This window comes from Streptomyces olivaceoviridis (assembly GCF_014650115.1).
GTDB classification, from domain to species: domain Bacteria; phylum Actinomycetota; class Actinomycetes; order Streptomycetales; family Streptomycetaceae; genus Streptomyces; species Streptomyces olivaceoviridis.
Genome location: NZ_BMUI01000048.1, coordinates 21,921 through 37,861, shown reverse-complemented (window position 1 = coordinate 37,861; position 15,941 = coordinate 21,921). Strand labels below are relative to the sequence as shown.

Annotated in this window: 11 protein-coding genes; 5 read left to right on the top strand and 6 right to left on the bottom strand. The window is 74.6% G+C overall.

The features are described from left to right. Positions 1 to 126: 126 nt before the first annotated feature. Both IE273_RS40885 and IE273_RS40880 read right to left on the bottom strand, forming a co-directional pair. On the bottom strand, positions 127 to 2,502 hold the full coding sequence (locus IE273_RS40885; RefSeq protein ID WP_189820175.1) for a glycoside hydrolase family 65 protein: 2,376 nt from the start codon (positions 2,500 to 2,502) through the stop codon (positions 127 to 129). Beyond that, positions 2,499 to 3,239, bottom strand: coding sequence for an HAD family hydrolase (locus tag IE273_RS40880; RefSeq protein ID WP_014676738.1), 741 nt, complete (start codon positions 3,237 to 3,239; stop codon positions 2,499 to 2,501). The genes IE273_RS40885 and IE273_RS40880 overlap by 4 nt, the downstream gene beginning before the upstream one ends. Positions 3,240 to 3,323: 84 nt before the next feature. On the opposite strand from IE273_RS40880, the gene IE273_RS40875 reads away from it, so the two are divergent. The 5 genes from IE273_RS40875 (at position 3,324) to IE273_RS40855 (ending at position 10,473) form a co-directional block, all read left to right on the top strand. Continuing rightward, positions 3,324 to 3,974 (top strand): nucleoside/nucleotide kinase family protein, encoded by a 651-nt coding sequence (locus IE273_RS40875; RefSeq protein WP_189820174.1) that lies wholly within the window; start codon positions 3,324 to 3,326, stop codon positions 3,972 to 3,974. 431 nt (positions 3,975 to 4,405) lie between these two features. Then, entirely contained in the window at positions 4,406 to 6,133 is a 1,728-nt protein-coding gene (locus tag IE273_RS40870; RefSeq protein WP_189820173.1) for a phospholipid carrier-dependent glycosyltransferase, read from the top strand. 78 nt (positions 6,134 to 6,211) lie between these two features. After that, positions 6,212 to 7,129 (top strand): MurR/RpiR family transcriptional regulator, encoded by a 918-nt coding sequence (locus IE273_RS40865; protein ID WP_189820172.1) that lies wholly within the window; start codon positions 6,212 to 6,214, stop codon positions 7,127 to 7,129. A 409-nt stretch (positions 7,130 to 7,538) separates the two neighbouring features. Continuing rightward, positions 7,539 to 7,919 carry a hypothetical protein gene (locus tag IE273_RS40860; protein WP_189820171.1) on the top strand — a complete coding sequence of 127 codons (381 nt, stop codon included), beginning with the start codon at positions 7,539 to 7,541 and terminating at the stop codon, positions 7,917 to 7,919. A gap of 136 nt (positions 7,920 to 8,055) precedes the next feature. Further along, on the top strand, positions 8,056 to 10,473 hold the full coding sequence (locus tag IE273_RS40855; RefSeq protein ID WP_229888093.1) for a SpoIIE family protein phosphatase: 2,418 nt from the start codon (positions 8,056 to 8,058) through the stop codon (positions 10,471 to 10,473). A gap of 34 nt (positions 10,474 to 10,507) precedes the next feature. On the opposite strand, the gene IE273_RS40850 is transcribed toward IE273_RS40855, so the two are convergent. From IE273_RS40850 to IE273_RS40835, 4 genes are all read right to left on the bottom strand, one after another. Then, complete coding sequence (locus IE273_RS40850) at positions 10,508 to 11,026, bottom strand: flavin reductase family protein (protein WP_189820170.1); 519 nt, start codon at positions 11,024 to 11,026, stop codon at positions 10,508 to 10,510. 82 nt (positions 11,027 to 11,108) lie between these two features. Beyond that, the gene (locus IE273_RS40845) at positions 11,109 to 11,774 is read right to left on the bottom strand and encodes a peptidoglycan-binding protein (RefSeq protein WP_189820169.1); all 666 of its coding nucleotides are present in this window, start codon (positions 11,772 to 11,774) and stop codon (positions 11,109 to 11,111) included. 117 nt (positions 11,775 to 11,891) lie between these two features. Next, positions 11,892 to 14,111, bottom strand: a complete 2,220-nt coding sequence (locus IE273_RS40840; RefSeq protein ID WP_189820168.1) for a S9 family peptidase — start codon at positions 14,109 to 14,111, stop codon at positions 11,892 to 11,894. Next, positions 14,108 to 15,892, bottom strand: coding sequence for an N-acetylglutaminylglutamine amidotransferase (locus tag IE273_RS40835; RefSeq protein WP_189820167.1), 1,785 nt, complete (start codon positions 15,890 to 15,892; stop codon positions 14,108 to 14,110). The genes IE273_RS40840 and IE273_RS40835 overlap by 4 nt, the downstream gene beginning before the upstream one ends. Between the last annotated feature and the right edge of the window lie 49 nt (positions 15,893 to 15,941).

The following is a 15,941-nucleotide window of genomic DNA, read 5'->3' as shown; positions in this document are numbered from 1 at the left end:
GTCCACCACCCGCACCCGGCCCCGTCCGACACCCCGCCCCCGTCCGCCGCGCGGCAGCCTCAGACGCCGGCCCACACCCCGCACCCGGTGCCCTCCTCGCCCCGGCCGGCCCCGGCCGGCAGCCGCTCACCCGCCGAACGCGCCGCCTTCCCCACCGCCCGGGCCCCGGTGCGCCGGCTGTTGGGGCGTGGGGCGTCGCGGTGCCGGTGGTACCGCGCGGACGGCCGGGTCGTCGGTGCCGACCGTGAGCGGCTCGCCGTGGTGGCGGAGCGTCAGCGGCGGGCCGTCCAGGAGTGCGTACGTCACCTTGTCCGCGCCGATGTCCACCCGCAGCCGGCGTCCACGGAACTGGATGGTGAAGGCGAGGCGGCGCAGCCGCTCGGGCAGGCGGGGTGCGAACCGCAGCCGGTCGCCGTCGTGCCGCATGCCGCCGAAGCCCGCGACCAGGGCCATCCAGGTGCCGGCGAGGGAGGCGATGTGCAGCCCGTCCCGCGTGTTGTGCTCCAGGTCCTGGAGGTCCATCAGCGCGGCCTCGGCGGTGTAGGCGTAGGCGAGGTCCAGGTGACCGGTCTGGGCGGCGATGACGGCCTGGCAGCAGGCGGACAGGGAGGAGTCGCGGACGGTCAGCGGCTCGTAGTAGGCGAAGTTCCGGGCGATCTGCTCCTCGTCGTGCTCCTGCTCGAAGTAGTCGCCGCAGGTGTACATGGCCAGCACCAGGTCGGCCTGTTTGACGACCTGCTTGCGGTAGAGGTCGAAGTAGGGGAAGTGGAGCAGCAGCGGGTACTGGTCGGGGTGGGTGCCCTCGAAGTCCCAGCGCTGGTAGCGGGTGAAGCCGGCGTGCTGTTCGTGGACGCGGAGTTCGGCGTTGTAGGGGATGTGCATGGAGTCGGCGGCGTCCCGCCAGGCGGCGCTCTCCTCCTCGTCCACGCCGAGCCGCCGCGCCTGGTCCGGGTGGCGTTCGACGGCGTCGGCGGCGGCGCGCAGGTTCTGGCGGGCCATCAGATTGGTGTAGGTGTTGTCGTCGGCGACCGCGCTGTACTCGTCGGGGCCGGTGACGCCGTCGAGGTGGAAGACGCCGTGGGTGTCGTGGTGGCCGAGCGAGCGCCACAACCGGGCGGTCTCCACCAGCAGTTCGACGCCGGTCTCGCGCTCGAAGGCGGTGTCGCCGGTGGCCTCCACGTACCGGATGACGGCGTCGGCTATGCCGGCGTTGACGTGGAAGGCGGCGGTGCCGGCCGGCCAGTACGCGGAGCCCTCCGGGCCGGCGATGGTCCGCCAGGGGAACGCGGCGCCGGCGAGTCCGAGTTGGGCCGCGCGTTCGCGGGCCTCGTCCAGGGTGTTGTACCGCCAGCGCAGGGCCTCGGCGACGGCGGCGGGCGCGGTGTGGGTGAGGACGGGCAGCACGAACATCTCGGTGTCCCAGAAGGCGTGCCCGTCGTAGCCGGAGCCGGTGAGTCCCTTGGCGGGGAGGGCGCGCTGCTCGGCGCGGGCGCCGGCCTGGAGGACGTGGAACAGCGCGAACCGGACGGCCTGCTGGATCTCCTCGTCGCCCTCCACCTCGACGTCGGCGCGGTCCCAGAAGTCGTCGAGACAGGCCCGCTGGTCGTCGAGCAGGCCCTGCCAGCCGTCGTGTCCGGCGGCGGCGAGCGCGGCGTCGACCTGGTCGGCCATCGCGGGCAGCGACCGGGTGCCGGACCAGCCGTGGGCGACCAGCTTCTCCATCCGCAGGGTCTGTCCGGGTTCCAGTACGGAGGTGACGGTCAGCCGGGCCACGTCGATGCCGCTCTCGCTGCGGCTGGTGGTGCGTTCGGGTCCGGTGACGACGTGGTCGGCGGCCACGGCGACCCTGAGACCGCTGCGCCGGGTGCGGTGCACCAGCCGCAGCCGGTTGCCGGAGGCGAAGCCGTCCTCCTGTTCCAGCGGGGACTTCAGCGCCTTCGCCGCGCGCGGGTCGCCGTCGGGGTCGGGCAGGCTCTCGTTGGCGACCAGCTCGGACTGGATCACCACCCGGCTGCGGCTGCCGACGGCCTCCACCTCGTACGCCACGGCGGCCACCGCCCGCTGGGTCAGCGAGACCAGCCGCGTGGAGCGCACCCGGACCGTGGAGCCGGCCGGGGAGGTCCACTCGCAGGTCCGCTCCAGCACCCCGCGGCGCAGGTCCAGGACGCGTTCGTGGGCGACGAGCCGGCCGTAGCGCAGGTCGAACGGCTCGTCGTCCACCAGCAGCCGGATGACCTTGCCGTTGGTGACGTTGATGACGGTCTGTCCGGACTCCGGGTAGCCGTAGCCGGCCTCCGCGTACGGCAGCGGGTGCACCTCGTGCACGCCGTTGAGGTAGCTGCCGGGCAGGCCGTGCGGTTCGCCCTCGTCCAGGTTGCCGCGCCAGCCGACGTGCCCGTTGGACAGGGCGAACACCGACTCGCTCTGGGCGAGGACGTCGAGGTCGAGGGCGGTCTCCCGGACGGTCCACGGTTCGACGCCGTAGGAGCGGTCGGTGATCACTGCTTGCCTCCCAGTTCGGCCAGGTCCTTGACGACGATGTCGGCGCCGTGCGCGTACAGCGCGTCGGTCTGGCCCACCCGGTCCACGCCGACGACATGGCCGAAGCCGCCCGCGCGGCCGGCGTCCATGCCGGCCAGCGCGTCCTCGAAGACGGCCGCGCGGGACGCCTCGACGCCGAGGTCCCGGGCGGCGGCGAGGAAGGTGTCGGGGTGCGGCTTGCCCGGCAGGTTCCGCTCGGCCGCGACCACGCCGTCGATCCGTACGTCGAAGAAGTGCTCGGCGCCGACCGCGCGCAGCACGTCCCGGCAGTTGGCGCTGGAGGAGACGATCGCGGTGCGCAGCCCGGCGGCGCGGACCGCCTCCAGGTACCGCAGGGTGCCCTCGTAGGCCTCGACCCCGCCGGTGCGGATCTTCTCCAGCAGCAGGTCGTTCTTGCGGTTGCCGAGGCCGTGCACGGTGCGGGCGTCCGGCGGATCGTCCGGGCCGCCTTCGGGGAGGTGGATGCCGCGTGAGGCGAGGAAGGCGCGGACGCCGTCGGCGCGGGGACGGCCGTCGACGTACTCGTCGTAGTCGGTGACGGCGTCGAACGGCCGCCCCTGTTCCCCCTCGTAGTCACGCAGGAAGGCGTCGAACGTCTCCTTCCAGGCCGCCGCGTGCACGACGGCGGTCTTGGTGACGACCCCGTCGAGGTCGAAGAGACAGGCCTGGATGGTGTCGGGCAGACCGAGCTGAGTCATATCCGGACTGTTCCCCGCGAAGCGGCCCTCCAGTGGGTGGCGCACGCCACACTCCTGGCGGGCGGGAAATGCCACACTCTCTGTGTGCCGCTGACCTTCGACGACCTCCTCGGCCGTGCCCGCGCCCTGCCCCGGGACGGCCGGCGTGCCCTGCTCGGCATCGCGGGCAGCCCCGGTTCGGGTAAGACGACGCTGGCCGAGCGGCTGGTGGACGCGCTGAACGGCGACGACCCGCCGTGGGCGGCGCACGTGCCGATGGACGGTTTCCACCTCGCGGACGCCGAATTGGACCGGCTGGGCCGCCGGGACCGCAAGGGCGCGCCGGACACCTTCGACGCGGCCGGGTACGCGGCGCTGCTGCGGCGGCTGCGTGAGGAGACCGACGAGGTGGTGTACGCGCCGGGGTTCGAACGGGTGCTGGAGCAGCCGCTCGCGGGCGCGATCCCGGTGCCGCCGCGGGCCCGGCTGGTGGTGACCGAGGGGAACTACCTGCTGCTGCGGGAGGGTTCGTGGACGCGGGTGCGGAAATGCCTGGACGAGGTGTGGTTCTGCGAGATCGCCGAGGACGAGCGGATCCGCCGGCTGGTCGCCCGGCACGAGGAGTTCGGCAAGGAGCACGAGGCGGCCGTGGCCTGGGTGCTGGGCTCGGACCAGCGCAACGCCGACCTGGTCGCGACGACACGGCAGTGGGCGGACCTGGTGGTGCCGGCCGGTGTGCTGCGTCCCGTGAGCTGACGTGCCGCCGCCGGCACCGGTGTCCTGCGTCCGTGAGCTGACGTACCGCCGCCGGCCGGCGTGCCTCCCCGCGAACCGATGGCCCCCCGACGGCCGGCGTACCGCTCCCGCGAACCGGTGGTCCGCCGCCGGCCGGCGGGGCCGTGACCCGGTCGCGTTCGTCAGGTCGGCCCGGCCCGCGTATCCACCCTCGGCACACACGCCCGGCGCCTGAGCCTCACCGCCGGTCCTCGCCGCGTCCCGGACGGGCGGTTCGAGCGGATCGAGGTGAACTTGGGCGGGCTGCGGGCCGTACCCGTGTACACGGCAGAAGGTCTGCCGGTGCGACTCGTGCGGCGGTGACGGCCGCGGGGGCGGCGGTGCGACGGTAGGGCCGTGATCAGGCCCCCGAGCCCGCCCGCCCCCGCACGGCCCCTTCCGCCGCGGGACGGATGATGGCGCGCGAACAGCACCCGGTCCTCACCCCCGCCGCACCCGCCGCGGTCCCGGTACGACAGGGCCCGTCGGGGCGGTGGGCCCGGCTGCGCCGGCACCGGCGGTGGCTGCCGCCGGTCCTGGCCGTCCTGCTCCTCGGGCAGATGGCCGCGGCGATGGTCACCACGGCGGTGCGGCAGACCCCCACCATCGACGAGCCGGTGTACGTCGCCACGGCCACCGACTACGTGCGCGAGCACCGGCTGCGGTACAACCCCGAGCATCCGCCGCTCGGGAAGCTGCTGATCGCGGCCGGGGTGGCGGCGGCGGACCCGCACTACGACCCGTCGTACACCGGCGACCAGGGGCAGGTGGGCCGGCACCTGCTGTACGGGTCGGGCAACGATCCCTGGCGGCTGATGCTGTGGGCGCGGCTGCCGGTGATCACGCTGACGCTGCTGTGCGGGCTGGTGGTGTCCGCCTTCGCCCGGGACCTGACGGGGAGGGCGGGCGGCCTGGTCGCGCTCGCCCTGTACGCGTTCTCGCCCGACGTGATCGCGCACGGTTCCCTGGCCACGCTGGACCTGCCGACGGCCGGATGCGTCCTGACCGCGGCCTGGCTGGCGTGGCGGGCCCGGCACCGCCCCGTCCTGTACCTGCCACTCGCGGGGGCGGCGCTGGGCGCGGCCACGGCGACCAAGATGAGCGCCCTGCCCGCGGTACCGGTGCTGATGGCGCTGGCGGCGGTGTCCGCCCTCGCCGCCCACCGGTCCGCCCCGGTCTCGCGGCGGTGGCCCCCGCCCCGGCTCGGGGCACGGCGTCCGGCGGTGTCGGCGCTGGTGGCCGCCGCCGTCGTCGCGGTCGTGGCCCTCGCCGTGGTGTGGGCCGTGTACCTGGTCGTCGACCCTCGGTTGCGGTTCGAACCCGCCGGGCCGGTGCCGGCCGCGCACGGGCCGCGGGCGCGGCTGGTGGAGCTGCTGCCGGTGCCGCCGGCGTACCGGGCGGGGATGCGGGTGCAGTTCGGGCTGGAGGAACAGCCCTGGCAGGGGTATCTGTTCGGGCACCTGTACACCGGCTCGCTCTGGTACTACCTGCCGACCGCCCTGCTGGTGAAGACCCCGCTCGGGCTGCTGGCGCTGGGCGCGGCCGGTGCCGTCGCGGTGGTGGCGGTACGGCGGCTGCGTCCGGCGGCCCCGTATGTGCTGGTGCCGCCCCTGGTGCTGCTCGCGGCGGCGATGACGGGGTCGCGGGACTTCGGCACCCGGTACGCGCTGTGCGTACCGGTGTTCCTCGCGGTGGCGGCGGCCTGTGTACCGACCCTCCGGTGGCGGTGGCGCGGGCTCCTGGCCGGGGCCCTGGTGCTGTGGGCGGCGGTGAGTTCGCTGCGGACGTTCCCGTACTACCTGCCGTACGCCAACGAGGCGTTCGGCGGTCCGGCGCACACCCACCGGCTGCTGCACGACTCGAACGTGGACTGGGGCCAGGACCTGGGCCGGCTCGCCGACCGGCTCCGGGAGCGGTACCCGGGCGAGCGGGTGTGGCTGGTGTACAAGGGCAGCGGCGTCCCGGCGTCGTACGGCATCCACGCGGCGGATCCGCGCACGGTGCCGCCGGAGCGGGTGCACGGGCTGCTGGCGGTGTCGGACTCCGCCGCCGCCAAGGCGCGCGGCCGGCTCGCGGAGCTGCTGGCGAGCAGCCGGCCGGTCGGCGAAGTGGGCCATTCCATCGGCCTGTACCGGCGGTGAGCCCGGCGTCTCAACCCCCTGGTCACGACGGTCGGTGAGCTATGTTGAGTCCTCGTGGCAGACAAAGGAGGCCGACCGGTGCCCTCGCCGCAGCAGGCACGCGCACAGGCATCAGCGATCACGTCGGGCAGGACGGTGCCCGCGGCCGAGGCCGCCCCGACCTCCCGGCTCAGGGAACTCTTCGACGGCCCGCGTCTGTCGCCGGGGCAGCGGCGCATCGCCCAGTACCTGATCGAGCACATCACCGAGGCCGCGTTCCTGTCGATCACCGAGCTCGCCGACCGGGTCGGGGTGAGCCAGCCCTCCGTCACCCGCTTCGCCGCCGCCGTCGGCTTCAGCGGCTACCCGGCGCTGCGCGAGAAGCTCCAGTCGATCGCGCTGAGCAGCCTCGCGGGCGGGCCCGGCGAGGAGAACCGGGCCAACGAGTTGCAGGCGGCCGTGGACGCCGAGATCGAGAACCTGGAGAACCTGCGGCGGGACTTCGCCGACCCCGACCGGGTGATCCACGTCGGCCGCGAGTTGTCCCGCTCCACCCCGCTGACCGTGCTGGGCCTGCGGATCTCGGTGTCGCTCGCCGAGTACTTCGGCTACGCGGCCCGCCGTATCCACCCGGACGTGCGGCTGGTGACCCGCGGCGGCAGCGTGGCCTACGACGCGCTGTTGCAGTCCCGCGAGGCCGGCGGCAGCTGGGTGCTGGCCTTCGCCATGCCCCGGCACTCCCAGGAGACGCTGCACGCCGTCCGGGTGGCGCGCGGCGCGGGTCTGAAGGTCGCCCTGGTGACGGACCTGGCGCTCGGGCCGCTGGCCGACGAGGCCGATGTCACCTTCGCCACCGGCACCGGTTCCCGGCTGGTGTTCGACTCCTACGCCGCGCCCGGGGTGCTGGCCGCGGCGCTGTTGCAGGCCATGACCGACGCCGATCCGGAGCGCACTCAGGCCCGGCTGGAGAAGTACGAGCAGCTCTCCGAGCAGCACCAGTTCTTCCTCAGGGACTGAACCGGGGCCGGTACGGCCGTTCCTCTCGCCCGCTTCCGGGCATCCGTGAAGATCTTGCGGTCATCCGTGCCGTGGACGGGGACGATTCACCCCATAACGCGCATGAATGTTTTCATACGCCTTGCAAAGCGATCGGCATATATAAATACTGCTCGGCGGGCTCCCCGCCCACCGCCCCGAGAAAGCCGACGGACCGCCCATGCGCACGCCCCACCGCACGCAGCGCCGGTTCCCCGCGCCCGGGGCCCGCGCACGGACACCCCCTGCCGCCGTCCCCTACCCACGTCGGCGCCCGGGGTGTACCGGGGCGCGTCGTCTGCGCGACGCGCCCGTGGCGGCCCCGGTCATCCCCTAGACCGGGGCCGCCCCGAACCCGTCGACCACCCTCCGACGCCGCACACCGGAAGCGATGAACATGCCCCTGACCAGCACGCGCATCAGCCCAGACTGGCCCTGTCAGGTCAAGACGCCGGGCTCGTACGACTGGGAGCGCTCGGCCGCCAAGTGGCTGCGCGAGCTGATCCCCGCGCGCTACGCCAGCTACCCGGCGCTCATCCGGCACCCGGTCCTGCTGGCCCGGCACGCGCAGATCCAGGTGCAGCAGGAGATACGGGTCGCGCGGACCGCCCTCCAGACCGCGCGGACCGAACTGCCCGTGCTCGGACTGCCCGAATCGGTGATCGAGCACACGATCAAGCTGTACGCGGCGGAGGTGTTGCAGTTGCAGCACATCGCGCGCAGCGTCCGCGCGGTCAGCGAGGCGCTGGCCGCCCGCGTCACGGTCCGCTGACCCGGCCAGGCCGCTCCCTCACCACTCCCTCGCCCTGCCCTGCCCAGGCGCCTCCCCCACCGCTTCCGGAGCCGCCGGTCGTGTCCACCGGTCGTGTGAATCCCGACCCGGCAGACGAGTGATCGAACGCGCCCGGATGTGCCATGCTCATCGCGTGACGAGCGAGCCCCTGCCTCCGGTGGACGGCGGAACCGGCGCCGATCTCGCGGCGCTGGCCAAGGTCGTGGCCCGGCAGCGCGCCGAACTGGAACGGCTGCGGGACGTGGCCGCCACCTCCGCGGTCCTGGAGCGGGCCAAGGGCGTGCTGATGGCCGTCACATCCTGTACCCCGGACGCCGCCCACCAGGAGCTGGTCCAGCGCGCCAAGGACGGCAACCGCACCCTCCTCGAACAGTGCTGGCTCACCCTGGGCGCCCTGCCGCCCCGGCAGCAGCCCCCGACGCCGGCCCCGGCCGCCGCCGTCCGCTCCTGGGAGAGCGTGCCCGCCAGCTCCACGGACCTGACGGGCGCCCTGGGAGACATCGGCCGCGACCTGCTCCGGGTCGGCTCGCCGCACGAGCTGGCCGGATGCCTGCTGGACCACCTCGCGTCCGAGGCGGGCGCCGACGCGGTGATGCTGTACGAGCGGCCGCCCGAGGGCGGGCTCGCGCTGATCGGGTACGCCGGTGTCGACCCCACCCTCGCCGCCCAGTGGAGCCGGCTCCCCCCGGCGACCAGCGTGGCCGCGCTGGACGCCCTGGAGTCCGGGGAGCCGCGCTGGCTGGAGGACATCGCCCTGGACCGCGCCCAGTACCTGCTCATCGGCGATCCGCCGGAGCGGTGGCCCACCCGGGCCTGGCTGCCCGTGCCGGCCGGGGACACCGCGTGCGTCGCCCTCGGGGTGCTCCGCCGGCGCGGCGAGCCGTTCACACGGCGCGAGCGGGAGCTGCTGCGGGCCGTGGCCCGGCTGTGCGCGGGCCGGCTGCGGGCCTTCGACAACCCGCGCGGCGGCGCGCCCGGGGACGTCTCCCACACCGTGCAGGCGGTGTTCGACGCACTGCCGGACGCGGCGATCCTGCTGACCCCGCTGCGCACCCCCTCCGGCGAGGTGGAGGACTACCTCATCGACGCCGCCACCCCGGGGGCGGTCGACGTGTTCGGCCGCACCGGCCGCGACATGGTCGGCAGGCGTGTCCTGGAGAGCTATCCGTCGGTCGCGGGCGAACCGCTGTGGCGGGGCTACCTCCAGGCCCTGGAGACCGGAGTCCCCTTCGAGGGCGAGCCGTTCGCCTACCAGGACGTGGTCGGCGGGGTGCCCGTGACCGCCACCTACACGGTGCGGGCCGCTCCGCTGGGCGAGTGCCTGGTGGTGACCTGGCTGCGGCACGACCCGGTCGAGCGCCAGGAGCAGCGCCTGGCCGACGTGCAGCGGCTCGGCAACCTCGGCTGGGCCAACTGGAACCTGATCACCCAGGAGACCTCCTGGGCCACGCAGACGTACGCCGTGCTCGGCCTGTGCCCCGGGCAACGGCCGGTCCGCCTGGAGGAGCTGCCCGACCTGGTACTGCCCGACGACACCGGGCCGCTGGCCCACGCGATCGCCGAACTCGTCTCCCGCGCCCGCCCGTTCGACGTGCCGTTCCGCATCGAGACGCCCGAGGGGGTCCGGCACCTACGGATGGTCGCCGAGGCCGCCACCACGCCCGACGGCACCCCGGTAGAGGTGCACGGCTTCGTCCAGGACCTCACCGCGCAGCGCAGCGCGGAACTCGCGCTGGTGGAGAGCGAGCGCGCGATGCTGCTCCAGCGCGGCATCCTCCAGGCCGAACGGGCCCTGGCGGCCCGGCTCCAGCACGCCCTGCTGCCGCTGCCCAGCAAGCCGGTGCGGCTGGCCGGGCTGCGCGTCGAGGTCGCCTACCTGCCCGCGCAGGCCGGCATCCACGTCGGCGGGGACTGGTTCAGCGCCATCGAACTGCCCGACTACGACGCGCTGTTCGTGGTCGGCGACGTGGCGGGCCACGGCATCGACGCGGTGGCCACCATGGCCCAGCTCAGGTTCACCGCGAAGGGCATGGTCAGCACCGGCTCCTCGCTCACCGGGGCGCTGGCGCGGCTCAACCAGCTCCTGCTGCACTCCCGCGACAGCCAGATCAGCGCCACCATGGTGCTCGCCCGGTACGACCCCGACCAGCACGTCCTCGCCTGGGCGCAGGCGGGGCACCCGCCGCCGCTGCTGGTGCGCCGGGGCGAGGTCCGCTTCCTCGACCGGCCCGGCGGCATGCTGCTCGGCGCGACGGCAGCCCCCGCGTACGAGTCGCGGGAGCTGCGCCTGGAGCCCGGCGACCGGCTGCTGCTCTACACCGACGGCCTGGTCGAACGCCCCGGCGAGGGCCTGGACGCGGGCTTCGCCCGGCTGGCCGAGGCGGTGCGCGCCCACGGCCGCGGCGAGTCCGGGTCCCTGGACGCGCTGCTCGCGGCGATGCTGGCGGACGAACGGCGCGACGACGTGTGCGTGCTCGACATCCGGATGCCCCTGGAGGACGTGCGGGACGCCACGGAGGCCGCGGAGGGCTGACGGCGGCGTCCGGATCGGTCCGGGCCGGCCGCGCTCAGTCCACGGGATGGCCGGCGTCGATGGTGACGGCGTCGGACAGGCGCAACAGGGGGCCGCCGCGGCCCTCGCCCCACTCGACGGGGTCGAGCACGAAGCCGACGTGGTCGCCGCCGTCGGTGCGCTGGAGGATGGCACCCACGAACCAGGCCGCCGTGTCCTCCAGGACGGCGGTGCCGCCCCGCCCCTCCCGCCAGGCGAGCCCCGCGAACTTGTCGACCTCGTCGCCCGTCTCGCCACCGAGGAGTTCCGCGAGGTCCCGCTGGTCGCGGGTGAGCAGATGGACGGCGAGGAACTGCGCGGCCCGGGCGACCCGGTAGGTCTGGTTGACCTTGGACAGCCAGACGGCGAACCGGGGCGGCTGGATGGAGCACTGCGAGGCGAAGCCGACCAGACAACCGGCGCGCCTGCCGCTCGCCGCGGCGGTCACCACGCACATGTCCGGGTCCAGCCGGTCGAAGAAGCCGTCCAGGTCCGGTCGCCCCTGCCGGCCCCGCGTGCCGCTCTCGTCCGCCATGCCGCTCCGCTCCCGTCCGCCGCCGCCCGGTGCCCCGGCCCGCGCGGGCCGCGCGGTGGTCCCCGTGTGCCCGGTGTGCCACTCATGAATCGTCGCCGACGCCGGTGCGGGACTCCAGCGCGCGGCGCGTGTCGTTCCCGTACACACCCCTCTCGTCGCCGCTGACGCCGTACCAGAGCTGGAAGCGGGCCACGGCCTCGGTGAGCGTGGTGTCGTAGGTGCCGCTGGTGGAGCCGTCGCGGTAGACGTCCGGGACGCGCAGCAGGCGTTGTTGCAGGTCGGCGACGTCGGGCCCGGTGTCGCCCCGGCGGAGGGTGCCGGGGCCGTCGGGGTCGGGCGCGGTGGCGGGGGCCGTGGGTCCGGCCGACGTGGTGGGGGCCGACGGGCCGCCTGGTGCGGTGGCCGGCGGTGCGGTCGTGACCGGCGGGGCCGGGCCGGCGGTCGCGGCGGTCATCTGGCGGCCGGTGAGGAGCAGGGCGCAGCCGAAGCCGACGAGGGCTGCCGCCACGACGGCCGCGGCCACGGTGGCCCGGCGCGGGCCCGCGCTCGGGCCGGGGGTACCCGAGGGGGGAGGGACCGGGGCGGGTACGGGCGGGAGTTCCCGGGTGTCGTCCTCGTGGGTCACCGGATCGGGCCGGATCTCCCGCATGAGTTCCGCGAGGGCGTCGAAGCGGCGAAGGCGTACGACCCTGACGGGCTCCAGGACCGGTCCGGGCGGCGGCTGTTCGGGGTCGGGCGGTGTCGGCACCTGGTTCTCCTTCCGTCCCGCGGGCGAGGGCGGGGTCTGCGCGGCCCGCGTCCTCGGATACGGCGCCCGCCGCGGCCTCGTTCAGGCGATCCCGCTCCCCCTTGATGAGGCGGGGGGTCACGTGTGGAGGTGCCGTTGCATCCAGTCGGCCGCGGCGCGGCGGAACAGACGCCGGTTGTCCGCGCGCAGGAAGTCGTGCCCCTCGTCGCGCAGGGTCAGCAGTTCCGCGTGGACGCCCCGTTCCCGCGCGGCCCGTACGAACTGCTGGGACTCCCCCGGTGGCACGTTGGTGTCGTGTTCGCCGTGGACGGCCAGCAGCGGGACGCGCAGCGCGTCGATGCGGCTCATCGGCGACAGGGCGTGCAGCAGCTCACGGTCGCGTTCCGGGTGGCCGTACTTGTGCGCCGCCGATTCCGCGATCCACGGCTCCGTACCGGCGAAGAAGGTGAGGAAGTCGGACATGCCGCAGACGGCGACTCCGGTGCGGAACAGGTCCGGGTGCCACACGAGGGAGGCGAACGTCAGATAGCCGCCGTACGAGCGGCCCATGACCGCGAGCCGCGTGGGATCGGCGGGGCCCGCGGTCACCGCGTGGACCGCGCAGTCCGCGACGTCGTCGAGGGCGGCGAAGCGGCCCGCGCCCAGGTCGGCGTCGACGAACGAGCGGCCGTGTCCCAGGGAGCCCCGGACGTCGGGGGCGAAGACGTCCAGGCCACGCCCGACCAGCTCGTGGTAAAGCGGGTTGAACACCGGGCGTTCCTGTTCCTCCGGGCCTCCGTGCAGGTGGATCACACAGGGTGCCGGTTCGTCGGGGGCACGCCCCGGCGCCCGGTAGTACCAGCCGCTCAGGGGCAGCCCGTCCCGCGCGGTCAGGAGCACCGGGACGGGGCGCACCGGTGGGCGGCCCGGCGGGACGGCGTCCTCGTTCCGGGAGGACCATGGGGTGCGCAGCAGCGACACGCCCTCGTGGGCCCACCACAGGCCCGGACGGCGCTGCGACCCCGACAGCGCGAGCAGCAGGCGCCCGGCACCGGCGGCGGTCACGCGGGTGACGACCTCGTGGGGCAGGGGCAACGGCCGCGCCGGGCCCGTGCCGTCCGGGGTCCGCCCCGTCGGGAAGGTCTCGACGAGTTCCAGTTCGCTCGCGCCGCGCACGTTCCAGGCGAGCGCGGCGGTGCGGCCGTCGTGGGCCAGCGCCAGGAGTTCCAGGTCGCTTGCGGCACGCTCCGCCGCGACCGACACCGTGTGCGGCCCGCCGTCGGCGTCCAGGGCCACCGCGAGGAGTGCCGCGTACTCGCGGTCGTCGTTGCTGCGCAGCCACAGTGTCCGCGCGTCCGGGGAGAACCGGCCGATCCACGGGTCGCCGTCGGCGACCGGCACGACGAGGGTGGTCACCGAGTCGGCGGTGCGCAGGACGACCGCCTCGCGCCGGCCGCGCGGCCCCCGGCGCAGCAGCGCGAGACCGCCGTCGGGGCTGAGGTCGCACGCGCGCAGCGAGGCGGCGTGGGTCTCGGTGGTGAGCAGGACGGGCGAGGCCAGGGCGTCGGGATCGATCAGGTAGACCGACAGGCCGCCGTCGGGCCGGGCCGCCGGTGCCGTGGTGCCGGCCGGGGTCCCGTCCGGCGCCACCCCCGAGGCGGCGTCGTACGCGGCCGGGCCGAGGAGCGTGGCGTGGCCGTCCCGGTCCGCCCAGTCGGCCGCCGGGCGCATCCCGGCGAGCCGGTCGTCCGCGGGGCCGGAGTCCGTCAGGGCCTGCCTCGCGAGGGCGCCGTACGCGGCGGCGGCCGGAGCCGCGACGGTGACGGCGACGGCCGAGCCGTCGTGGGCCCAGCAGCCCAGATAGGCGGAACTGGCCGGGTCGGCTCCCGCCAGGATGCGGCGGCCGGTGCCGTCGGGCCGTACGCAGAGCACCCGTGAGTGCTCACCGCCGCCCGGCGCCGTGGTGTACGCGATCCAGCGCCCGTCCGGTGACCAGGACACCTCCTTGACCGGGTCCGGTGAGGAGTCGAGCAGCCGCACCTCGTCACCGTCGACGGGCCCGGCCCACAGCTGGGGGACGCCTCCCCGGTCGCAGATGAAGGCGGTCTCGCTGCCGTCGGCGTTCGCGGAGGGGTACCAGCAGCCGTGCGCGCGCAGCCGTGTCACCGCGTCTCGCGGGCCGCCCGCCTCGGGCAGCGGCACCGGTGCGGGGGCGGCGGCACGGGCGGCGTCGAGGAGGTCCCCGGTACGGTGGTCCGGGGACCGGTCGGGGCCCGGACCCGTCGGACCTGGTGGTCCGGAGCGGATCACGGCGGGTGCCGGGCCGTGCGCCGCCAGCGCGTCCCGGTCGTCGGTCACTTGATTCCGTGGGTCTGCAGCCATATCTCCAGCACAGCGATCTGCCAGAGCGCGTTCGCGCCCCGCCTGGTCCGGTGCTCGTCGGGCGCCCCGAGGAGTTCCGCCACGTACGCCTCCTGGTACACACCGCGTCGCCTTGCCTCCGGTGCCTGAAGTGCCTCACGCACGCGCCGGAGGACGGGGCCCGCCATGTGCCGGATCGCCGGCACGGGGAAGTAGCCCTTGGGGCGGTCGACGACCTCGTGGGGCAGCAGCTTGCGGCCCGCCTCCTTCAGCACCCCCTTGCCGCCGTCGGCCAGTTTGGGTTCCGGCGGGCAGGCCGCAGCCAGCTCGACCAGCTCGTGGTCCAGGAACGGCACCCGGGCCTCCAGGCCCCAGGCCATGGTCATGTTGTCGACCCGCTTGACGGGGTCGTCGACGAGCATGACGTGCGTGTCCAGCCGGAGGGCGGCGTCCAGCGCCGTCTCCGCCCCCGGCCGCGCCATGTGCTCCCGTACGAAGCGTCCCGAGACGTCGTCGTGGGGCAGTATCCCGGGCCGCAGGACCCGGGCGAGGTCGGCGTGCGACCGGTCGAAGTAGGTCGCGGCGTACCGCTCCGGCTCGTCCTCGCGGGGGACCGACGCCAGCTCCGGGTACCAGTGGTAACCGGCGAAGACCTCGTCGGCGCCCTGCCCGCTCTGCACGACCTTCACCTCCTTGGACACCTGCTCGGACAGCAGGTGGAAGGCGACCACGTCGTGGCTGGTCATCGGCTCGCTCATCGCCGCGAACGCCCCGTCCAGAGCCGTCGACACCCGCTCGGAGGGAACCATCAGCCGACGGTGGTCGGTGCCGAACTCCCGGGCCACCAGGTCGGAGTAGCGGAACTCGTCGCCCTCCTCGCCGCCCTCCGTCTCGAACCCGACGCTGAACGTCAGCAGGTCGCGCTGCCCCTCGTCGGCCAGCAGCGCGACGATGAGGCTGGAGTCGAGGCCGCCGGAGAGCAGGACACCGACCGGCACGTCCGCCACCGTCCGCCGGCGCACGGCCACGCGCAGCGCGTCCAGCACCGCGTCCCGCCATTCGGCCGCTGTCATGTCGGCGTACTCGGGCCGGCGCGTGTACGACGGCTGCCAGTAGCAGTGGTCCCGGTAGGTGCCGTCCGGTTCGACGACCCGCACGGTGGCCGGGGGCAACTTGCGCACCCCGTTGAGGACGGTGCGCGGGGCCGCGACCGTGGCGTGCCAGCTCAGGTACTGGTGCAGGGCCACCGGATCGAGTGAGGTGTCCACGTCTCCGGCGGCCAGCAGGGCGGGCAGCGTGGAGGCGAACCGGAGCCGACCCGGCGTCCGCGCCAGGTACAGCGGCTTGATCCCGAGCCGGTCCCGGGCGAGGACGACGCGGCCGGTGCGGTGCTCGACGATCGCGAAGGCGAACATGCCCCGGAAACGCTCCACGCACGCGGTCCCCCACTGCCGGTAGGCGTTCAGCACCACCTCCGTGTCCGACGTCGACGCGAAGCGGTGGCCGAGACGGCGCAGTTCCTCCCGCAGCTCCGGATAGTTGTACACGCAGCCGTTGAAGACGCCGGTGACCTCGCCCCGGGCGTCCGTCATGGGCTGGGACCCGCTGTCCGACAGGTCGATGATCTTCAGGCGGCGGTGTCCCAACGCCACCGCGCCCCGTCTCCAGGTGCCCTCCCCGTCGGGTCCGCGGTCGGCGAGCCGCTCCGTGATGCGCCCGACGGCCGCGAGGTCGGGCGACCGCCCGTCGAAGCGGACCTCCCCGCTCAGACCGCACATGACGCCCCGCCTCCATCCGGCGCACCGGCGCGCCCTCCGGTGCCGAGGT